Raw genomic sequence first — 17,187 nt, forward strand, 5'->3', positions numbered from 1 at the left:
ACGTACAACACTCAGGCGTCACTTGCGTGTTGGGCCCGTGCCCCCGTCGTTCCCCCACGCGAAAGGCCACCCCTCACATGGCCAGACCACTCCCCGCGGCCGTCTCCCTCGCCGCCCTGTCCCTCGCCACCGGTCTGCTCACCGCCGCCCCCGCCCACGCCGGCACCGGTGCCATCACCGGCCTCGCCGGAAAATGTCTCGACGTCGCCGGCGCCAACTCCGCCGACGGTACTCCCGTCCAGCTCTACGACTGCAACGGCACCAACGCGCAAGCGTGGACGGTGGGCAGCGACGGCACCATCCGCGCCCTCGGCAAGTGCCTTGACGTCACCGACCGTTCGACCGCGAACGGCGCCAAGATCCAGCTCTGGTCGTGCTCCGGCGGCGCCAACCAGCAGTGGACCGTCACCGCCGCCCACGACATCGTCAACCCGGCAGCCGACAAGTGCCTGGACGTCACCGACAACAACCCCGCCAACGGCAGCCGGATCCAGATCTGGAGCTGCTCCGGCGGTGCCAACCAGAAGTGGAACGCTCCCGCCGCCGGCGGCGGTACGCCGCCCCCCGTCGCGTCGATGGCCGTGGCCCCGTACCTCTACAACGGCTGGGGCAACCCGCCCAGCCCCAGCACCATCACCCAGGCCACCGGCGTGAAGTGGTTCACGCTCGCCTTCCTGCTCAGCAACGGCTACTGCAACCCGCAGTGGGACGGCGGCCGCGCGCTCACCGGCGGGGTGGACCAGCAGACCGTCAACACCGTCCGGGCGAACGGCGGTGACGTCATCCCGTCCTTCGGCGGGTACAGCGGCAACAAGCTGGAGAGCTCCTGCTCCAGCGCGGGCGAACTCGCAGGCGCCTACCAGAAGGTGATCAACACCTACGGTCTGAAGGCGATCGACATCGACCTCGAGGCCGACGCCTACAGCAACGGCACCGTGCAGCAGCGGACGGTCGACGCGCTCAAGACCGTCAAGGCCAACAACCCCGGCCTGAAGGTGTACATCACCATCGGCACCGGACAGTCCGGCCCCGACACCAGCCTCATCAACAGGGCCGCCTCCTCCGGGCTGACCGTGGACGCCTGGGCCATCATGCCGTTCGACTTCGGCGGCGCCGGGCAGAACATGGGCAACCTCACCACGCAGGCCGCCGAGGGCCTCAAGAACGCGCTGAAGAGCGCGTACGGCTACAGCGACGACCAGGCGTACCGGGACATGGGCATCTCGTCCATGAACGGCATCACCGACAACAACGAGACGGTCACGGTGAACGACTTCCGGACCATCCTCGCCTACGCGCAGGCGCACCACCTGGCCCGCCTCACCTTCTGGTCCGCCAACCGCGACCGGCCGTGCACCGGCGGCCCCGCCGACAGCTGCTCGGGCGTCTCCCAGTCCGACTGGGACTACACCCGCGTCTTCGCCGGCTACACCGGCTGACCCGCCCGCTCCCGGTCCTTCGGCAAGGAGAACCCGTGCCATCCTTCAAACGCCGCGCCAGGTCGACCGCGACCGCGCTGGTCGCCGTGACAGCCGCGGCGATGCTCACCGGCGCGCCCGCGCGCGCCGTGGCCAGCGCGGTGCCCGGTGGCTTCGTCACCGTCATGAACGCCGCGAGCGGCCGCTGTCTCGACGCCAAGGCGGCCGGCACCGCCAACGGCACCGTCGTGCAGCAGTACGCCTGCAACGGCACCAGCGCCCAGCAGTGGACGTTCACCGACGCCGGCAACGGCTACGTCCACATCGACAACCGCAACGACACCCACCAGGTGGTCGACGTCACCAACGTCTCCACCGCCGACAACGCGCCCATGCAGCTGTGGAGTTACGGCGGCGGCGCCAACCAGCAGTGGCTACCCGTCGACGACGGCGGCGGTTCCTTCCACTTCGTGAACCGAAACAGCGGCAAGTGCCTGGACGATCCGGGCGCCTCGCTCGCGGACAGCGTGCAGTTCGTCCAGTACACGTGCAACGGCACCACCGCCCAGCGCTTCCAGGTGGTGCCCGTGACCCAGTCCACCGCCGACCCCGATCTCGGCCCGAACGTCGTCGTCTTCGACCCGTCGATGTCCGCCTCGACCATCCAGTCCAGGCTGAACACCATCTTCCAGCAGCAGGAGAAGAACCAGTTCGGCTCCCAGCGCTACGCCGTGATGTTCAAGCCCGGCTCCTACAGCGCGGACGTCAACGTGGGCTTCTACACCCAGGTGCTGGGGCTCGGTCTGACCCCCGACGCGGTCTCCGTCAACGGGGCCGTGCACGCGGAGGCCGACTGGTTCCAGGGCAACGCCACGCAGAACTTCTGGCGCGGCGCCGAGAACCTGTCCGTCAACCCCACCGGAGGCAACGACCGTTGGGCGGTCTCGCAGGCGGCGCCGTACCGGCGGATGCATCTGCGCGGCAACCTCGCCCTGGACGACGGCGGCTGGTCCAGTGGCGGCCTCCTGGCCGACAGCAAGATCGACGGACAGGTCAGGTCCGGCAGCCAGCAGCAGTGGCTGACCCGTAACTCCCAGATGGGCAGCTGGACCGGCTCGAACTGGAACATGGTGTTCGTCGGCAGCCAGGGCGTCCCCGGCACCAGCTTCCCCAACCCGCCGTACACCACGGTCGGTCAGAGCCCGGTGACCCGGGAGAAGCCGTTCCTGTACGTCGACGGCGCCGGGGCCTACCAGGTCTTCGTGCCCTCGGTGCGCTCCAACTCCACGGCCACCAGTTGGGCGGGCGGCAGTCCGGCGGGCAGCTCGCTGCCGCTGAGCCAGTTCTACGTCGTGAAGCCGGGCGCCACCGCGGCCCAGATCAACGCCGCCCTCGCCGCCGGACAGAACCTGCTCGTCACCCCCGGCGTCTACCACCTCGACCAGACCCTGAAGGTGACCCGCCCCGACACGGTCGTCCTCGGGCTCGGCCTCGCCACCTTCGTCCCGGACAACGGCATCACCGCGATGACCGTCGACGACGTCGACGGCGTCAAGATCGCCGGACTGCTCTTCGACGCCGGCACCACCAGCTCGAAGTCCCTGCTCGAGGTCGGGCCGGCCGGCTCCGCCGCCTCCCACGCGGCCGACCCGACCTCCCTGCACGACGTCTACTTCCGCATCGGCGGCGCGGGCGTCGGCAAGGCGGCCACCAGCCTCGTCGTCAACAGCGACAACGTCATCGGCGACCACATGTGGATCTGGCGCGCCGACCACGGCGACGGCGTCGGCTGGACCAGCAACACCGCCGACACCGGGCTCGTGGTCAACGGCGACGACGTGACCATGTACGGGCTGTTCGTGGAGCACTTCCAAAAGCACCAGGTGCTCTGGAACGGCAACGGCGGACGCACCTACTTCTTCCAGAACGAGATGCCGTACGACCCGCCGAACCAGGCCGCCTGGATGAACGGCTCCACCCAGGGCTACGACGCCTACAAGGTCGCCGACAACGTCACCAGCCACCAGGCCTACGGACTCGGCAGCTACTGCTACTTCAACGTCAACCCGAGCGTGACCGCCGCGCACGCCATCGAGGCACCGAACAACCCGAACGTCCGCTTCACCAGCATGGTGACCGTCTCCCTCGGCGGCACCGGCACGATCAGTCACGTCATCAACAACACGGGAGGACCCTCCAACTCGACCACCAACGTGGCCGACCTGGTCAGCTACCCCTGACCGACCGACCGACCGACCGACCGACCGACCGACCGACCGACCGACCGACCCGACCCGACACCTCGCCCGGCCGGCATCTCGGGGCCCGGCCGGGCGAGGCGCGCGTGCACACCCGGACCGAAGGTGTGGATTTCCGCAGGCTGGATACGCGGACCCGCGAAGGGAGGCCGCCGCGGTGACCGGTCTGCTGTGGGAGTACGACGGCTACGACCCGGCGCAGGAGAGCCTGCGCGAGTCCCTGTGCACCCTGGGCAACGGCCGCTTCGCCACCCGGGGAGCCCTGCCCGAGTGCGTCGCGGACGGCGTGCACTACCCCGGCACCTACGTGGCCGGCTGCTACGACCGCCTCACCTCCGAGATCGCCGGACGGCGGGTCGAGAACGAGGACATGGTCAACCTGCCCAACTGGCTCCCGCTGCGCCTGCGCCCCGCCGACGACGACTGGCTCACCCCCGACACCGCCTCCGTCGACCTGCACCATCTGGCCCTCCACCTCGACCCGGGCGTCCTGGAGCGCCGTACCCGCTACCGGCTCGCCGCGGGCGGCACGCTCCTCGTGCGCCAGCTCCGCCTCGTCCACATGGCCGACCCCCACCTCGCCGCCCTGCGCACCGACCTCACCGCCGAGGGCAGCGCCTGCGACCTGGAGGTGGAGGCGGCGCTCGACGGCACGGTCACCAACTCCGGCGTGTCCCGCTACCGCGACCTGGACGGCCGCCACCTCACCCACGTCGAGACCGGCACCGCCGCACCCGGCACGACCTGGCTGCGCTGCCGTACCCGCAACTCGGACATCCGTATCGGCCTCGCCTCCCGCCTGACCACCCACGTGGACCTCACCGGCACGGACGCCACCGGCACGGACGCCGATCACACGGACGTCATGGGCGCGGATCTCACCGACGCGCACGAGCCCTGGCGGGCCGTGCAGCGGCTGCGCCTGCGGCTGACCCCCGGCCGTACCGTCACCATCGACAAGTGCGTGGCCCTGCACACCTCCCACGACCCGGCCATCAGCGACCCGCTGCGCGCGGCCGTCGACCGCGTCGCAGCCGCGCCCGGCTTCGAGGAACTGCTCGCCTCGCACACCACGGCCTGGGAGCAGCTGTGGCGGGGTGCCGGACTCGAGGTGCCCGGCGAGTCGGGCCGCGTCCTGCGCCTGCACCTCTTCCACGTGCTCCAGACCCTCTCCCCGCACACCGCCGACCTCGACGTCGGCGTCCCCGCGCGCGGACTGCACGGCGAGTCCTACCGGGGACACGTCTTCTGGGACGAGCTGTTCGTGCTGCCCTACCTCGACCTGCGCCTGCCCGACGTCTCCCGCGCCCTGCTGCGCTACCGCCACCGCCGCCTGGACGCGGCCTGCCGCGCCGCCCGCGAGATCGGCCGGCGCGGCGCGCTGTACCCGTGGCAGAGCGGCAGCGACGGCCGCGAGGAGACCCAGGAACTGCATCTCAACCCCCGCTCCGGACGCTGGCTGCCCGACCACTCCCGGCTTCAGCGGCACGTCGGCTCGGCGGTCGCGTACAACGTGTGGCAGTACGCCGAGGCGAGCGGCGACACCGCCTTCCTGGACGGCGAGGGCGCCGAGATGATCCTGCAGATCGCCCGCTTCTGGGCCGACTCGGCCGCCTGGGACGACCGTCTCGGCCGGTACCGCATCCGGGGCGTCGTCGGCCCCGACGAGTACCACGACGCCTACCCGGACGCCGCCGAACCCGGCCTGGACGACAACGTGTACACCAATGTCACGGCGGCCTGGGTGCTCGCCCGCGCGCTCGATCTGCTGGAGACGCTGCCCGAGCCGCGCCGCCGCGAACTCACCGAGAGCATCGGCCTGGAACCGGACGAACCCGCCCGCTGGGACGACGTCTCCCGCGGCCTGCACGTGCCCTTCCACGACGGTGTGATCAGCCAGTTCGACGGCTACGGCGACCTCGCCGAACTGGACTGGGACGGCTACCGGAACCGGTACGGCGACATCCGCCGCCTGGACCGGATCCTGGAGGCCGAGGGCGACACCGTCAACCGCTACAAGGCGTCCAAACAGGCCGACGCGCTGATGCTCGGCTACCTCTTCTCACCCGCCGAACTCCGCTCCCTGTTCGCCCGGCTCGGCCACCACCTGCACGACGACACCTGGTCGGCCACCGTCGACTACTACCTGCGCCGCACCAGCCACGGCTCCACCCTCAGCGGCCTGGTCCACGGCTGGATCCTGACCCGCGCCCGCCGCGCCGACGCCTGGGGCTGTGTGGCGGAGGCCCTGCGCGGCGACGTCGCCGACATCCAGGGCGGCACCACCGGTGAGGGCATCCACCTCGGCGCCATGGCCGGCACCCTGGTCCTCGTCCAGCGCGGACTGACCGGCCTGGAGACCCGCGACGGCGCCCTGTGGCTCGACCCGGTCCCGCTGCCCGAGCTCTCCTCCTACGGCTTCACCCTGCGCTACCGGCAGCACTGGGGCGTGCGCCTGTGGCTGTGCTCCGGCCTGCTGGAGGCCGCCGTACCGTCCTCGCACGCCGCACCCATCGACATCCGCCTCCCGGACCGGCTGGTGTCCGTCCAGCCGGGGGAGACGGTGCGGCTGCTGCTGGTGGACTGAGGCGTCGGTGCCGGTGGACCGAGGCGTCAGGCGGTCGGCGTCAGGTGGTCCAGCGGCCGTCGGGCTGGCGGTGGTCCGGCTGCTGCCGGCGGCCCACCGGCGGCTGGCTCTTCGCCTGCCGGACAGCCGTCTCGGGGATCTGCGTGTGGAAGTAGAGCAGCTTGCCCTGTCCTCGCGCACCCAGGCCGTGATGTCCCTTTACCGGAGAGTTCTTACGCATGACTCGACTCCTTGGCACCGCTCACGGTTACCGCTCACGCTACGCCGCCCCTTCCCGGGCGGCGACCGGGCGTCGAGACCCCCTTCGAGGTGCGGGTCCCGACGCCCGGTGCGACGCTGACAAGATGCACACCTCAGAGCTGACTCCCGAAATCCGGGCCGCTCTCAGTGAGGAGCGGCCCTACCCCGCCATCACGCTGGTCGTGCCGACCGATGCCGACTTCCCCTTCAGCGAGAAGAACCGGATCACCCTGCGGGACCTCGTCACCGAGGCCAAGCGGCGGCTGGCGGACGACCCCGACGTGGGGCGGGAGATCAAGCTGGAGCTGCGGGACCACGTGCTGGATCCCGCCGTGATCGAGCGCGAGGTCGATCCCTTCCATCCCGACGACGCCATGGTCGTCTACCTGGCCGCGAACGAGCCGGTCCAGGTGTGGCAGATGACATCGCTCGCCGACGTGGAACCGCGGGTCGAGTTCGCCTCGTCGTTCCTGACCCGCTACCTCGTGGGGGCCGAGCAGCGGTCCCGGCCGTTCCTGGTGCTCGTCCTCGACCAGGACATGTGCCGCCTCTACCACGGCTCGGTGCGCCGCCTGGTGCAGGTCGAGCACCACGGCTTCCCGTGCGCCCCGGAGATCCCGTCGCCGGAGGACGCCCTGCCCGGTCTCATCCCGCACTCGGCGCCGTACGAAGGACACGAGGAGCGCGTCCAGCAGTACCTGCGCAGGGTCGACAAGCGGCTGGGCGACGCCCTCGGCGAGCACTCCGGACTGCCGCTCTTCGTCATCGGCGGCGACAAGATCCTCTCGGCGTTCAAGGGCATCACCACGTACGGCAACCACGTCGCGGGCACGCTGCCGCTCACCGGTATGGACAAGGACCGGCCGCAGGACCTGATGAGGCGGCTGGAGCCGGTCCTCGCCGAGTTCTACCGGCGGCAGGTGGCCGAGGCGGTGAACGCGCTGAACGAGGCCCACGGGCAGGGCAAGTACGCGGGCGGCCCGGCGGAGGTCTGGACCGCCGTCGCCGACAAGCGGGTGCAGCAACTGATCGTCGAGGAGGGTCTGGTCCTGGCGGGCCGGATCACCGGCGACGGCCGGATGCTGGAACTGGTCGAGATGTCCAAGCCGGTGACCCTGCCGGAGCCGAAGCAGGACATCGAGCCCCCGCCCCGCTCCATGGGCGTGGCCACCGACATCGTCGAGCAGCTCGTCGACCGGGCGATCGCGGCGGACACACAGGTGCTGTTCGTCCCCGACGGCACGCTCGTCGGAGCGGGCGGAGTGGCCGCGCTGCTGCGGTACTGACCGGCCTGCGGGCGCTGCCGGGAGGGGGCCGAGGGTCCGGCCCCCTCCCGGCAGCGCCCGTGGCGGTTTCGCGCGTGCAGATCGGGATGCCGGGTCCGTCGGAGGTGCGCGGCAACGAGGGCTGCCCGGTCGACGTCCCCGGCGTGCGACTGCGGGGACTGCGCGTCGCTCTCGCGCCCAAGCGGACGGTTACGGGCTGACGGTGGAACCCGGCGCTGTCGACGCCGTGCGGTTCGTTCGACGCTGCCGGTGACGCGGAGATCACCCTCGGGCGCGGTTACGGGGCTGATCACTGAACTGACCGACCTGGTGGCCGCGCACCCGGCACTGCGCCGCGCCGCGGCGAGCCCGGGGAAGCCGCGGACGCGGCCCGGATCGAGCGGAGCGCGTGGAGCCGCCTCGGCGAGGAGAAGCTCGCCGACGCGGTGTGGGAGGGGACGGTGACCAGCCGGCCCCGGCTGGTCGGGGCCACGCCCGCTGCCTGAATGTGGACACCGCCCACACCTACCCGACGAGGGCCGTTCCGGCGCACCAGGGGCCGGCCGCGAGGCCGGCAGCACGAGGAGACCGATCGCACCGAGCCGGTCGAGGGCGCTCGCGGCTGGTTCGTACCCCATCGCGAAGGCCACCGCGACGACGGCCGCGTCCGCCACCGGACAGCGCACCGTGGTGACGACGACGTGCTCGCTCAGCACGAGAACCGCGGGAGACGTTTCAGATCGCGCGGCAGTGTGATCGCAGCCCCGGCCGACGGCGTCGAGACAGTACTCATCGTGCGATCGCCTCGAAGTCGATGCCGTCGAGCACCACTTTGCCGCCGTACGCCTTGCGCAGCCCTGACACCGCGATCGCCGAAGTCTTCATGTCCACCACTCTCCCGACCGGGCCTGACACCGCCCTGACACGCCCCTGACACGGCCCTCGACACCCTCCGGTGAAGTGACGTCAGAGCGCTGCCACCTGCGCCGAGTTGGCTCGATGGCGGGAAGCTGCCACGGCGCAAAGCCGCCTTGACCTGGCATCTCTGCATGGGCCGACGGTCTGCCAGGGTGGGGCCACCGCAGCACCGACCGGGCTTCGTCCGCCGCCTGTTGGCACGTACGGGCGTGGGCGAATCCGGCAGACGTGTGACACCGGCGGGCATCCGCCGGTGCACGGATTTGGGAGAGCGATGCGCGCGATATCGCGTACATGTCTGGGCGCGGCGACAGCCGTCGTCCTGGCCGCCACCACGGCCCTGACCTCCGCGGCGGCGACGCCCGGAGACTCCGCAGCGAACGACAGACCTCTGACCGGGACCGCCGCGGCGGCGGCGCACGGCGACACGAGTTCGGTCGTGACGCTCGTGACCGGCGACAGGATCCTGGTCACCAAGGACGCGTCGGGGCGCGGCTCCGCGGTCGCGCTGCCCGCCGACGACGGCAGTACCCCACTCATTCAGACCCGGCAGACCGGCGACGACCTCTACGTCTACCCCGACAGCGCCACCGCCGCGATCGCCGCCGGCCGCGTCGACCAGGAACTGTTCAACGTCACCGGCCTGGTGCGCCAGGGGTACGACGACGCGCACTCCGACGTGACGCCGCTCATCGCCGTCTACGACAAGTCCGTCGACGTCACCCGCAGCGTGCCCGCGACCCCGCGCGGCGCCGAGCGCGGCCTCGTCCTCGACCCGGTCGACGGCGTGGCACTCGAAGCCTCCAAGAAGGACGCGGCCTCCTTCTGGGCCGACATCACCTCCCCGCGCTCCCGAGCCGCCGGGGACCTGAAGAAGCTGTGGCTCGACGGCAAGGTCAAGGCCACCCTCGACAAGTCGACCAAGCAGGTCCACGCTCCCGAGGCCTGGGCCGCCGGGTACGACGGCAAGGGCACCAAGGTCGCCGTGCTCGACACCGGCGTCGACGCCGAACACCCCGACCTCAAGGGCCGGATCGGTGCCGCCGAGAACTTCACCGACTCGCCCGACACCACCGACCGTCAGGGGCACGGCACCCACACCACCTCCACGGTCGGCGGCACCGGCGCGGCGAGCGACGGCAAGAAGCGCGGAGTCGCCCCCGGCACCGAACTCCTCGTGGGCAAGGTGCTCAACGACGGCGGCTACGGCGAGATGTCCTGGATCATCGCGGGCATGCAGTGGGCCGTCGACCAGCACGCCGACGTCGTCTCCATGAGCCTCGGCAACCCGACCCCCACGGACTGCTCAGACCCCATGGCCACGGCCACCGAGGAGCTGGCCCGCACCAACAAGAACACCCTTTTCGTGATCGCGGCCGGCAACTCCGGACCGTCCCTCAACACGGTCTCCTCACCCGGCTGCGCGCCGAGCGTCCTGACCGTCGGCGCCGTCGACCGGGACGACTCCACCGCGTGGTTCTCCAGCAGGGGGCCGGTGGGCGGCTCGCACACCCTCAAGCCCGAGATCGCCGCGCCCGGCGTCGCCATCTCCGCCGCCGCGGCGGGGGGCCGCGGCATCTACGCGTACCAGAGCATGAGCGGCACCTCGATGGCGACCCCGCACGTCGCGGGCGCCGCCGCCATCGTCAAGCAGCGCCACCCCGACTGGACCGCGCAGCAGATCAAGGCCGCGCTCGTCTCCTCCGCCGACAGCGCCATCCCCGGCGACGTGCGCGAGACCGGCGGCGGACGCCTCGACGTGAAGGCCGCGATCGACGAGACCGTGCTCGGCGCCCCCGCCGTGCAGGGCGGCAGCTTCGACTGGCCGCAGGGCAAGGACGACCGCACCACCGTCGACGTGCCGTACACCAACACCGCCGACCACTCCGTCACGCTGAACCTCGCCGTGCGGGACGTCACCGGCAACGACGGCTCCGCCGTCCACTCGGCCCTCGCCAAGCTCGGCGAGCGGTCCGTGACCGTGCCCGCGGGCGCCACCGTCTCGGTGCCGCTGCAACTGGACCCGGACGCCTCGCTCAAGGCGCGCCAGTACGGCGACGTCACCGGCCGCGTCGTCGCCACCACCGGCACGGACGCCGTCGGCAAGGTCACCGTCTCCACCCCCTTCGCGCTGTACGTCCAGCCGGAGACCGTCAGCCTCCGCGTCAAGGTCGTCGACCGCACCGGCAAGCCCGCCTCGGGCTCCTCGTCCCTCGACCTGATCGGCACGGACGTCGCGTCCGGTGAGCGGCGCTACAACGACGGCGCCACCGAGCAGACCTACCAGGTCCGCCCCGGCAGCTACTTCCTCTCCTCCTACATCACCACCCCGGACAGCGGCTCCACCCAGATCGACTCCGTGACCTACGCCGCCCGCCCGCAGCTGGACATCGCCAAGGACACCACCGTCGTCCTCGACGCACGCGAGGCGCACAAGCTGTCCGTGCGCACCGAACGGCCCACCGAGAACCACAGCACCACGCTCGGCTTCGCCCGCTCGTGGGGCGCGAACTGGCTGCACGCGGGCTCCCTGAGCGGCGGCCGCCAGATCAACGGCTACTACGCCGACGTCCAGGGCCGCGCCCACGACGGCGACTTCGAGTTCGGCAGCTACTGGCGCCGCTACGCCCCGCAGATCAGCGACTTCGGCATCGCCGACGGACCGCGCCTGCACCCGGTCACCGCCGCCACCGGCTCCGCCAACCTCGACGGCACCGGCAAGGCCGAGGTCGTCGACGCGGGTGCCGGCACCGCCGCGGAACTGGCCGCCGCCCAGGTCAAGGGCAAGATCGCGCTGGTCCGGGTCCCGGACACCACCACCTCCGTCAGCAGGCAGGCCCAGGACGCCCGGACCGCCGGCGCGGTCGCGCTCGTCGCCTACCACGAGGCTCCCGCCCGCTGGTACCCCTCGGTCGGCTTCACCGGCGGACCGCTGCCGGTCCTCGGCCTTCCCACCGACGAGGCGAAGACCGTCCTGGACCGGCTGGCGTCCGGCCCGGTCACCCTCGACTGGCGGGCCACCGCCGTCAGCCCGTACGTGTACACCCTCGCCTTCCCGGAGAACGGCCCCGTCGAGTCCGACCGGACCTACCGGGTCCGCGACACCGAGCTCGGCAGCACCAAGGCCACGTACCACAGCATGGGTGTCGCCGCCGACTACCTCGACGGGATCACCGCGCACCGTCCCGGCACGGACGTGGCCGTGGGCGTGTTCGACCTGGTCCCGGTGCCGGCCAAGCGCACCGAGTTCTACACGGCGGGCGACACCGGCTTCACGCAGTGGGTCTCCAGCAGCTTTCCCTGGGGCGAGTTCATGGACGGCGCCGCCCACACCTACAAGGCGGGCGACCAGCGCACCGAGAGCTGGTACGACGGCGTCATCGCCCCCACCGCCCCGCGCGACGCCTCGGGCAAGGAACAGCTCGCCGCCGAGCGGCAGGGCAACCTCATCGGGGTCGCGCCCAGCATCTGGGGCGACGGTGAACACAGCGCCACCCAGGGCTCGTTCGGCGACCTCGGCTCGATGACCCTGCGCATCGACGGCAAGGAAGCCGGATCGAGCAGCTGGCCCTCGGGCGTCTTCGAGGTCCCGGCCGCCGACTCGGCGTACGAACTGACCCTGAACACCGCCAAGTTCGGTCAGCCGGCACAGGTCTGGAAGCGTTCCACCTCGACCCGGACCACCTGGTCCTTCCGCTCGCAGCTCGACGAGAACGCCTACTCCCAGGGCCTGCCGCTCCTCTTCCCGCACTACGGCCTGCCCGAGGACGGCCTCAAGACCCTGTCCGCCACCGGCGATGAGCACATCACCCTCACGGCCACCGGCCACGCCGGCTACACGCCGGGTGCCCTGCGCAGCGCCGAGCTCTCGTACTCGTACGACGGCGGCACCACGTGGACCAAGGCGCCGACCGCCGAGCACGACGGCGTCTGGACCGCGACGGTGAACCACGCCGGAGCCTCCGGCAAGCAGGTCACCCTGAAGGTCGCGCTGACCGACACGAACGACAACTCGGTCACCCAGACCGTCACGCGCGCCTACGACGTGCGCTGATCCACCTCACACCGGCAACCGCCGGGCGGCCACGACGGTGGCGCCCGGCGGTACGTCGTGCGGCCGTGCGGCGCGCAGGACCCAGGCGCCGCTCGCGGGGCGAACCGGAAGCCGGTCGAGGCAACTTTTGCTGACCCGTTCGGGTGGCGGGCGCGACGGAGCCGGACGAGGAGAACCGCGTGGACCGTTCGCACGGTGGCCCGTTCAGGGGGTGACGATCGCGAAGTCCGGGTCCGGGGCGCGGAGGTAGCCGAAGAGTTCGGCGGGCTTGGCGGCATCGCCGGTGACCTTGACGTCGGCGCGCGTCGTCAGTTCGTCCGGGGGGAGGGTGCCGAGCAGCACGGCCCGCAGGTCGCTCTCCGCGAGGGTGATCTCGACTTCCGGCGCGGCGGCCGCGGGCCCGGTGCCGGTGACATGGGTGAGGACCCCGTTGCGCAACCGCATCGTGACGGGCTCGCCGCCGGTCACGTTCCAGCGCACCGTGATGTCCGCGTCCCAACTGCGCGGTCCGTCCACCCGGATGGCCAGTGCGTCGAACAGCTGGTCCAGCGTCAGCGCGGCCAGTACGTCGGGCGAGGCGGTGACGGTGGGCGTTCCGACCGAGCCGTGCCGGAGCTCGTAGGCGCCCATGAGGAAGAAGTTGCGCCACGTGCCGTTCTCGCTGCCGTACCCGAGCTGCTCCAGGGCGTCGGCCTGCAGCGCACGGGCCTCGGCGTTGTCCGGATCGGCGGACAGGACGTGGTTGACGACCTGCGCCACCCAGCGGTGGTCGCCGACGTCGAACGACTGCCGGGCACGGCGCAGGACCTCGTCGGCGCCGCCCATGTACACCACGTACCGCTGCGCGGCGTCGACCGGCGGATGCTCCCACAGGTGCGCCGGGTTGCCGTCGAACCAGCCCAGGTAACGCTGGTAGATCGCCTTGGTGTTGTGGCTGACCGAGCCGTAATAACCGTGGGTGTGCCAGGCCCGCTCCAGCGCCGGGGGCATCTCCATCCGCTCGGCGATCTCCGGTCCGGTCAGCCCCAGGTTGAGCATGCGCAGCGTCTGGTCGTGGAGGTAGGCGTACAGGTCGCGCTGCAGGGTCAGGAACTCGACCACGCGCTCGCGCCCCCAGGTCGGCCAGTGGTGGGAGGCGAAGGCCACGTCACTGGAGCCGGCGAACAGGTCCACGGCCTGGGTGAGGTAGTGGGCCCACACACGGGGGTCGCGGACCTGGGCGCCGCGCAGGGTGAGCAGGTTGTGCAGGTTGTGGGTGGCGTTCTCGGCCAGGCACAGCGCCCCGTGGTCGGGGAAGTGGACGTTCATCTCCGCCGGGGCCTCGGTACCGGGCGTGAGCTGGAAGACCATCCGGATACCGTCGGCGGTCTCCCTCTGCCCGGTACGGCTGATGTCCACCGTCGGCGGGATCAAACCGACCGCACCGGTCGAGGTCGTCTGCCCGAGGCCCGCGCCGATCTGCCCGCGCGCACCCTTCGGCAGCGCGGCGCCGTACATGTAGGCGGCCCGGCGGCCCATGGCCGTACCGGCGTACACGTTCTCGCTGACCGCGTGCTCCAGGAACCCGTGCGGGGCGAACACCGGCACACCGGCCGCGACGTCCTCGTCGGTGGTGACACCCCGCACCCCGCCGAAGTGGTCGGCGTGGCTGTGGGTGTAGAGCACACCCTTCACCGGCCGGTCGCCGCGGTGGCCGCGGTACAGGGCCAGGGCCGCCGCCGCGGTCTCGGCGCACAGCAGCGGGTCGATGACGAGGATTCCCTCCTCACCCTCGACGATCGTCATGTTCGACAGGTCGAAGCCGCGCACCTGGTAGATGCCCCCGGTCACCTCGAAAAGGCCGTGGTCGGAGCAGAGCCGGCTCTGCCGCCACAGGCTGGGGTTGACCGTGTCCGGGCAGTCCCGGTCGAGGAACCCGTAGGCGTCCAGGTCCCACACGACGCGGCCGTCGGCGTCGCGGATCACGTTGTCCCGCGCGGTGCCCAGGAAGCCCCGGCGCGCGTCCTCGAGGTCCTGCGTGTCGTCGAACGCGAACCGCCGCCGTACGGCTTCGTTCCCCGCCACGATCCCCGGCTCGGCCTGCTTGCTCTCGGTGTTCCCGGGCATCTCGGTCTCCCTGGCGGACGACGGTGAGGTGGCCGCCGTACGCACGCGGCAGTGCCACCCTCCCTTCGGCCGGGCCCGCGCACGAGCCGGTGTAGGCCGTTCGGATGAGCCCGGTCGGCGCGGTCGCCCCACCTCCGCTCGGCAGGTGAGCCCTGCCCCCTTGGGCTAGCCTGGACGACGACTTCGATGGCTTCGACCCCGTCGCCCACGACCACGTCGGCGACCAGCCGGGCGGCTCGACAACTCGATGCCCCGGCGGGCCGGGTGGTGGCCCGGTGACAGGTGAACCGGTGGCGACGGCGCCACGGAAAGCTTCTGGTGAGCCCCCACGGGAGGCACGATGGTCTCAGCACACGCGACGCCGGGCGCGGACCGCCGGCACGGGGTGACGGTCGCCGCGCAGGCGGAGCCGGACCGCTGGTGGTTCGGGTTCGGCCAGCGGACGGAGCCCATCGCTCCCGGAGCCGAGCCGCCCGAGGGGGCCAGACCCCAGATCACCCAGCACTACATCTGGGCGTTCACCGTGGACGAGGCGCAGCGAAACCTGTGGTGGGGCACGGCCGGGAACGTCACCGGCGCGGGACTGGCCACCGTGGCCACCGACTTTCCGGGCACCGGAATGCTCGCGCCGCTGCAACCGTGGGACGACCCCGAGAACGTGACCTGCGAGTTCGACATCTCCTACGACTCCACCCACGACGTGCTGCCGGCCCAGGGCATCGTCGGCGACGCGGTGCCCGCGCAGGTGTGGCAGCACGACATCGCCGACGGAGTGTCGACGAACCGGACCCCGACCTCCGAGCAGTGCCCCGAACTGAACACGCTGGCCGGACTGCGGGCGGCGGGGTCGGTGGGGAACGTCGTACTCATCGGCGGGATCCAGACCACCACAGAGGCGGGCGCACAGGGGGGCGGGACCGTCATGCTGCTGGCCTACCGGGCCGACGACGCCGAGTTCCTGGGCTGGCGACTGTTCCCCGAGTGGAACAACATCAAGAACTTCGTCGTCGCCGGCGGCCGGCTGTACTTCGGCGTCGGCCTGGCCGAACCCGGCGAGCGGGGCACCGGCTCGGGCCCGAACCCGCCGACCGGCAGCGTGCAGCGCTGGGCGGGCGACGCGCAGGACCCGTTCCGGTTCGAGGAGGTCGGCCTGCTGGGCAACCAGCCCGCCTACTTCACGGTCCATCACGACCGGATCGTCACCAGCACCTGGGCCGGAACGGGCAGCCGGGAACACACCGGTGTCTACGTCAGCCCGCCCCTGCACGAACTCTCCCCGGACACCCGGACCGGCTGGCAGCTGGCGTTCACGTCGGCCCAGCTGTTCCCGGACCCGATCACCGCACGCTCCATGGTGTCGTTCGCGGTGACCTCCTTCGACGGATGGGTGTACGCCACGTTCGGCATCCCCAGCGTCGAACCCTCGCTCACCCACCACCTCACCGCCCACCCCGACATCCCACGCGGCTCGCTCCCCGACCTGGCCCGCGCCTACCTGCGGACCTCACCCGCCGGAGTGGTCTACCGACTCAAGAACCCCGGCGCCCTCGACCAGCAGGTCGAGTTGCTGTACGGCGAGCGCGCGTACTGGACGTACGAGCCCGGCCACGGCGACGACGGGTGGACGCTCCAGGACAACCTGCTGCACCAGGAACCGAAGTTCGGCGGCGGCGGTTTCGGCGACCGGTGGAACGACTACGTCGGCTGGGGCGCGGCCGTGTTCCGCGGCAAGCTGTACATGGGCACGTTCAACATGACCAAGATCGTGCGGGACATCACCCTGAACCCCGCCACCGGACTGCTCTCCCACGCGCTCGACCGGCCCGTCAGCCAACTGGAGCTGTGGCTGGCGCGCACGTTCCTCTTCCCCGACGACCGGGTCGCCGGCCAGGTGTGGGTCTTCGACGACGCCGACAGCCCGGCCTGGCCGCTGACCACCTCCGGGTTCAACAACGCCTGCACCTGGGGCATCCGAGGCGTCCTGCCGGTCGGTGACGAGTACCTGTTCTTCGGCACCAACCAGGGCTGGCAGTACCCCACGCAGGCGCGCGACAACCCGCCCCGCCGCGCCGGGTGGCAACTCCTGAAACTCACCCCCGAACACCAGGCCCCACACGATCAGGGGTGGTTCATGGACTTGTCCGAGGGTGTGATCCGTACGGTGCGGGACGTGGCCGGGGCCGTGCCGAAGGGCGACCTGGACGGCGCGCTGCGGGCCGTGGTCCGACCGGTGGCCGGGCTCGTGCCGGACACGTTCTGGTCCGATACCGCGCTGCGCGCGATGGACCGTGCGGTGGGGCTGATCCGTGGGCCGCTGAGTCTCGGCCGGCCGTGGGCGTGA

General features: G+C 71.4%; 8 protein-coding genes. 6 read left to right on the plus strand and 2 right to left on the minus strand.

What is annotated here, in order from left to right; genetic code table 11:
* Positions 1-77 precede the first annotated feature (77 nt).
* From ACWD5D_RS10810 to ACWD5D_RS10820, 3 genes are all read left to right on the plus strand, one after another.
* Entirely contained in the window at positions 78-1,439 is a 1,362-nt protein-coding gene (locus tag ACWD5D_RS10810) for a lectin (RefSeq protein WP_451372456.1), read from the plus strand.
* 101 nt (positions 1,440-1,540) lie between these two features.
* Positions 1,541-3,658: an RICIN domain-containing protein gene (locus tag ACWD5D_RS10815; protein WP_451372555.1), complete on the plus strand. Its 2,118-nt coding sequence runs from the start codon at positions 1,541-1,543 to the stop codon at positions 3,656-3,658.
* 175 nt (positions 3,659-3,833) lie between these two features.
* Positions 3,834-6,263, plus strand: a complete 2,430-nt coding sequence (locus tag ACWD5D_RS10820; protein WP_451372457.1) for a glycoside hydrolase family 65 protein — start codon at positions 3,834-3,836, stop codon at positions 6,261-6,263.
* Positions 6,264-6,303: 40 nt separating this feature from the next.
* On the opposite strand, the gene ACWD5D_RS10825 is transcribed toward ACWD5D_RS10820, so the two are convergent.
* The gene (locus tag ACWD5D_RS10825; protein WP_451372458.1) at positions 6,304-6,483 is read right to left on the minus strand and encodes a hypothetical protein; all 180 of its coding nucleotides are present in this window, start codon (positions 6,481-6,483) and stop codon (positions 6,304-6,306) included.
* 124 nt (positions 6,484-6,607) lie between these two features.
* Here ACWD5D_RS10825 and ACWD5D_RS10830 point away from each other — a divergent pair, with 124 nt between their 5' ends.
* Both ACWD5D_RS10830 and ACWD5D_RS10835 read left to right on the plus strand, forming a co-directional pair.
* Positions 6,608-7,789, plus strand: coding sequence for a baeRF3 domain-containing protein (locus tag ACWD5D_RS10830; protein WP_451372459.1), 1,182 nt, complete (start codon positions 6,608-6,610; stop codon positions 7,787-7,789).
* 1,171 nt (positions 7,790-8,960) lie between these two features.
* Positions 8,961-12,740, plus strand: coding sequence for a S8 family peptidase (locus ACWD5D_RS10835; RefSeq protein WP_451372460.1), 3,780 nt, complete (start codon positions 8,961-8,963; stop codon positions 12,738-12,740).
* Positions 12,741-12,944: 204 nt separating this feature from the next.
* On the opposite strand, the gene ACWD5D_RS10840 is transcribed toward ACWD5D_RS10835, so the two are convergent.
* A complete protein-coding gene (locus ACWD5D_RS10840; RefSeq protein WP_451372461.1) occupies positions 12,945-14,846 on the minus strand; it encodes an alkyl/aryl-sulfatase in 1,902 nt (633 codons plus the stop codon).
* Positions 14,847-15,186: 340 nt separating this feature from the next.
* Between ACWD5D_RS10840 and ACWD5D_RS10845 the strand changes: the two genes are divergently transcribed.
* Positions 15,187-17,187, plus strand: coding sequence for a hypothetical protein (locus ACWD5D_RS10845; protein WP_451372462.1), 2,001 nt, complete (start codon positions 15,187-15,189; stop codon positions 17,185-17,187).

The organism is Streptomyces sp. NPDC002520 (genome assembly GCF_053595235.1).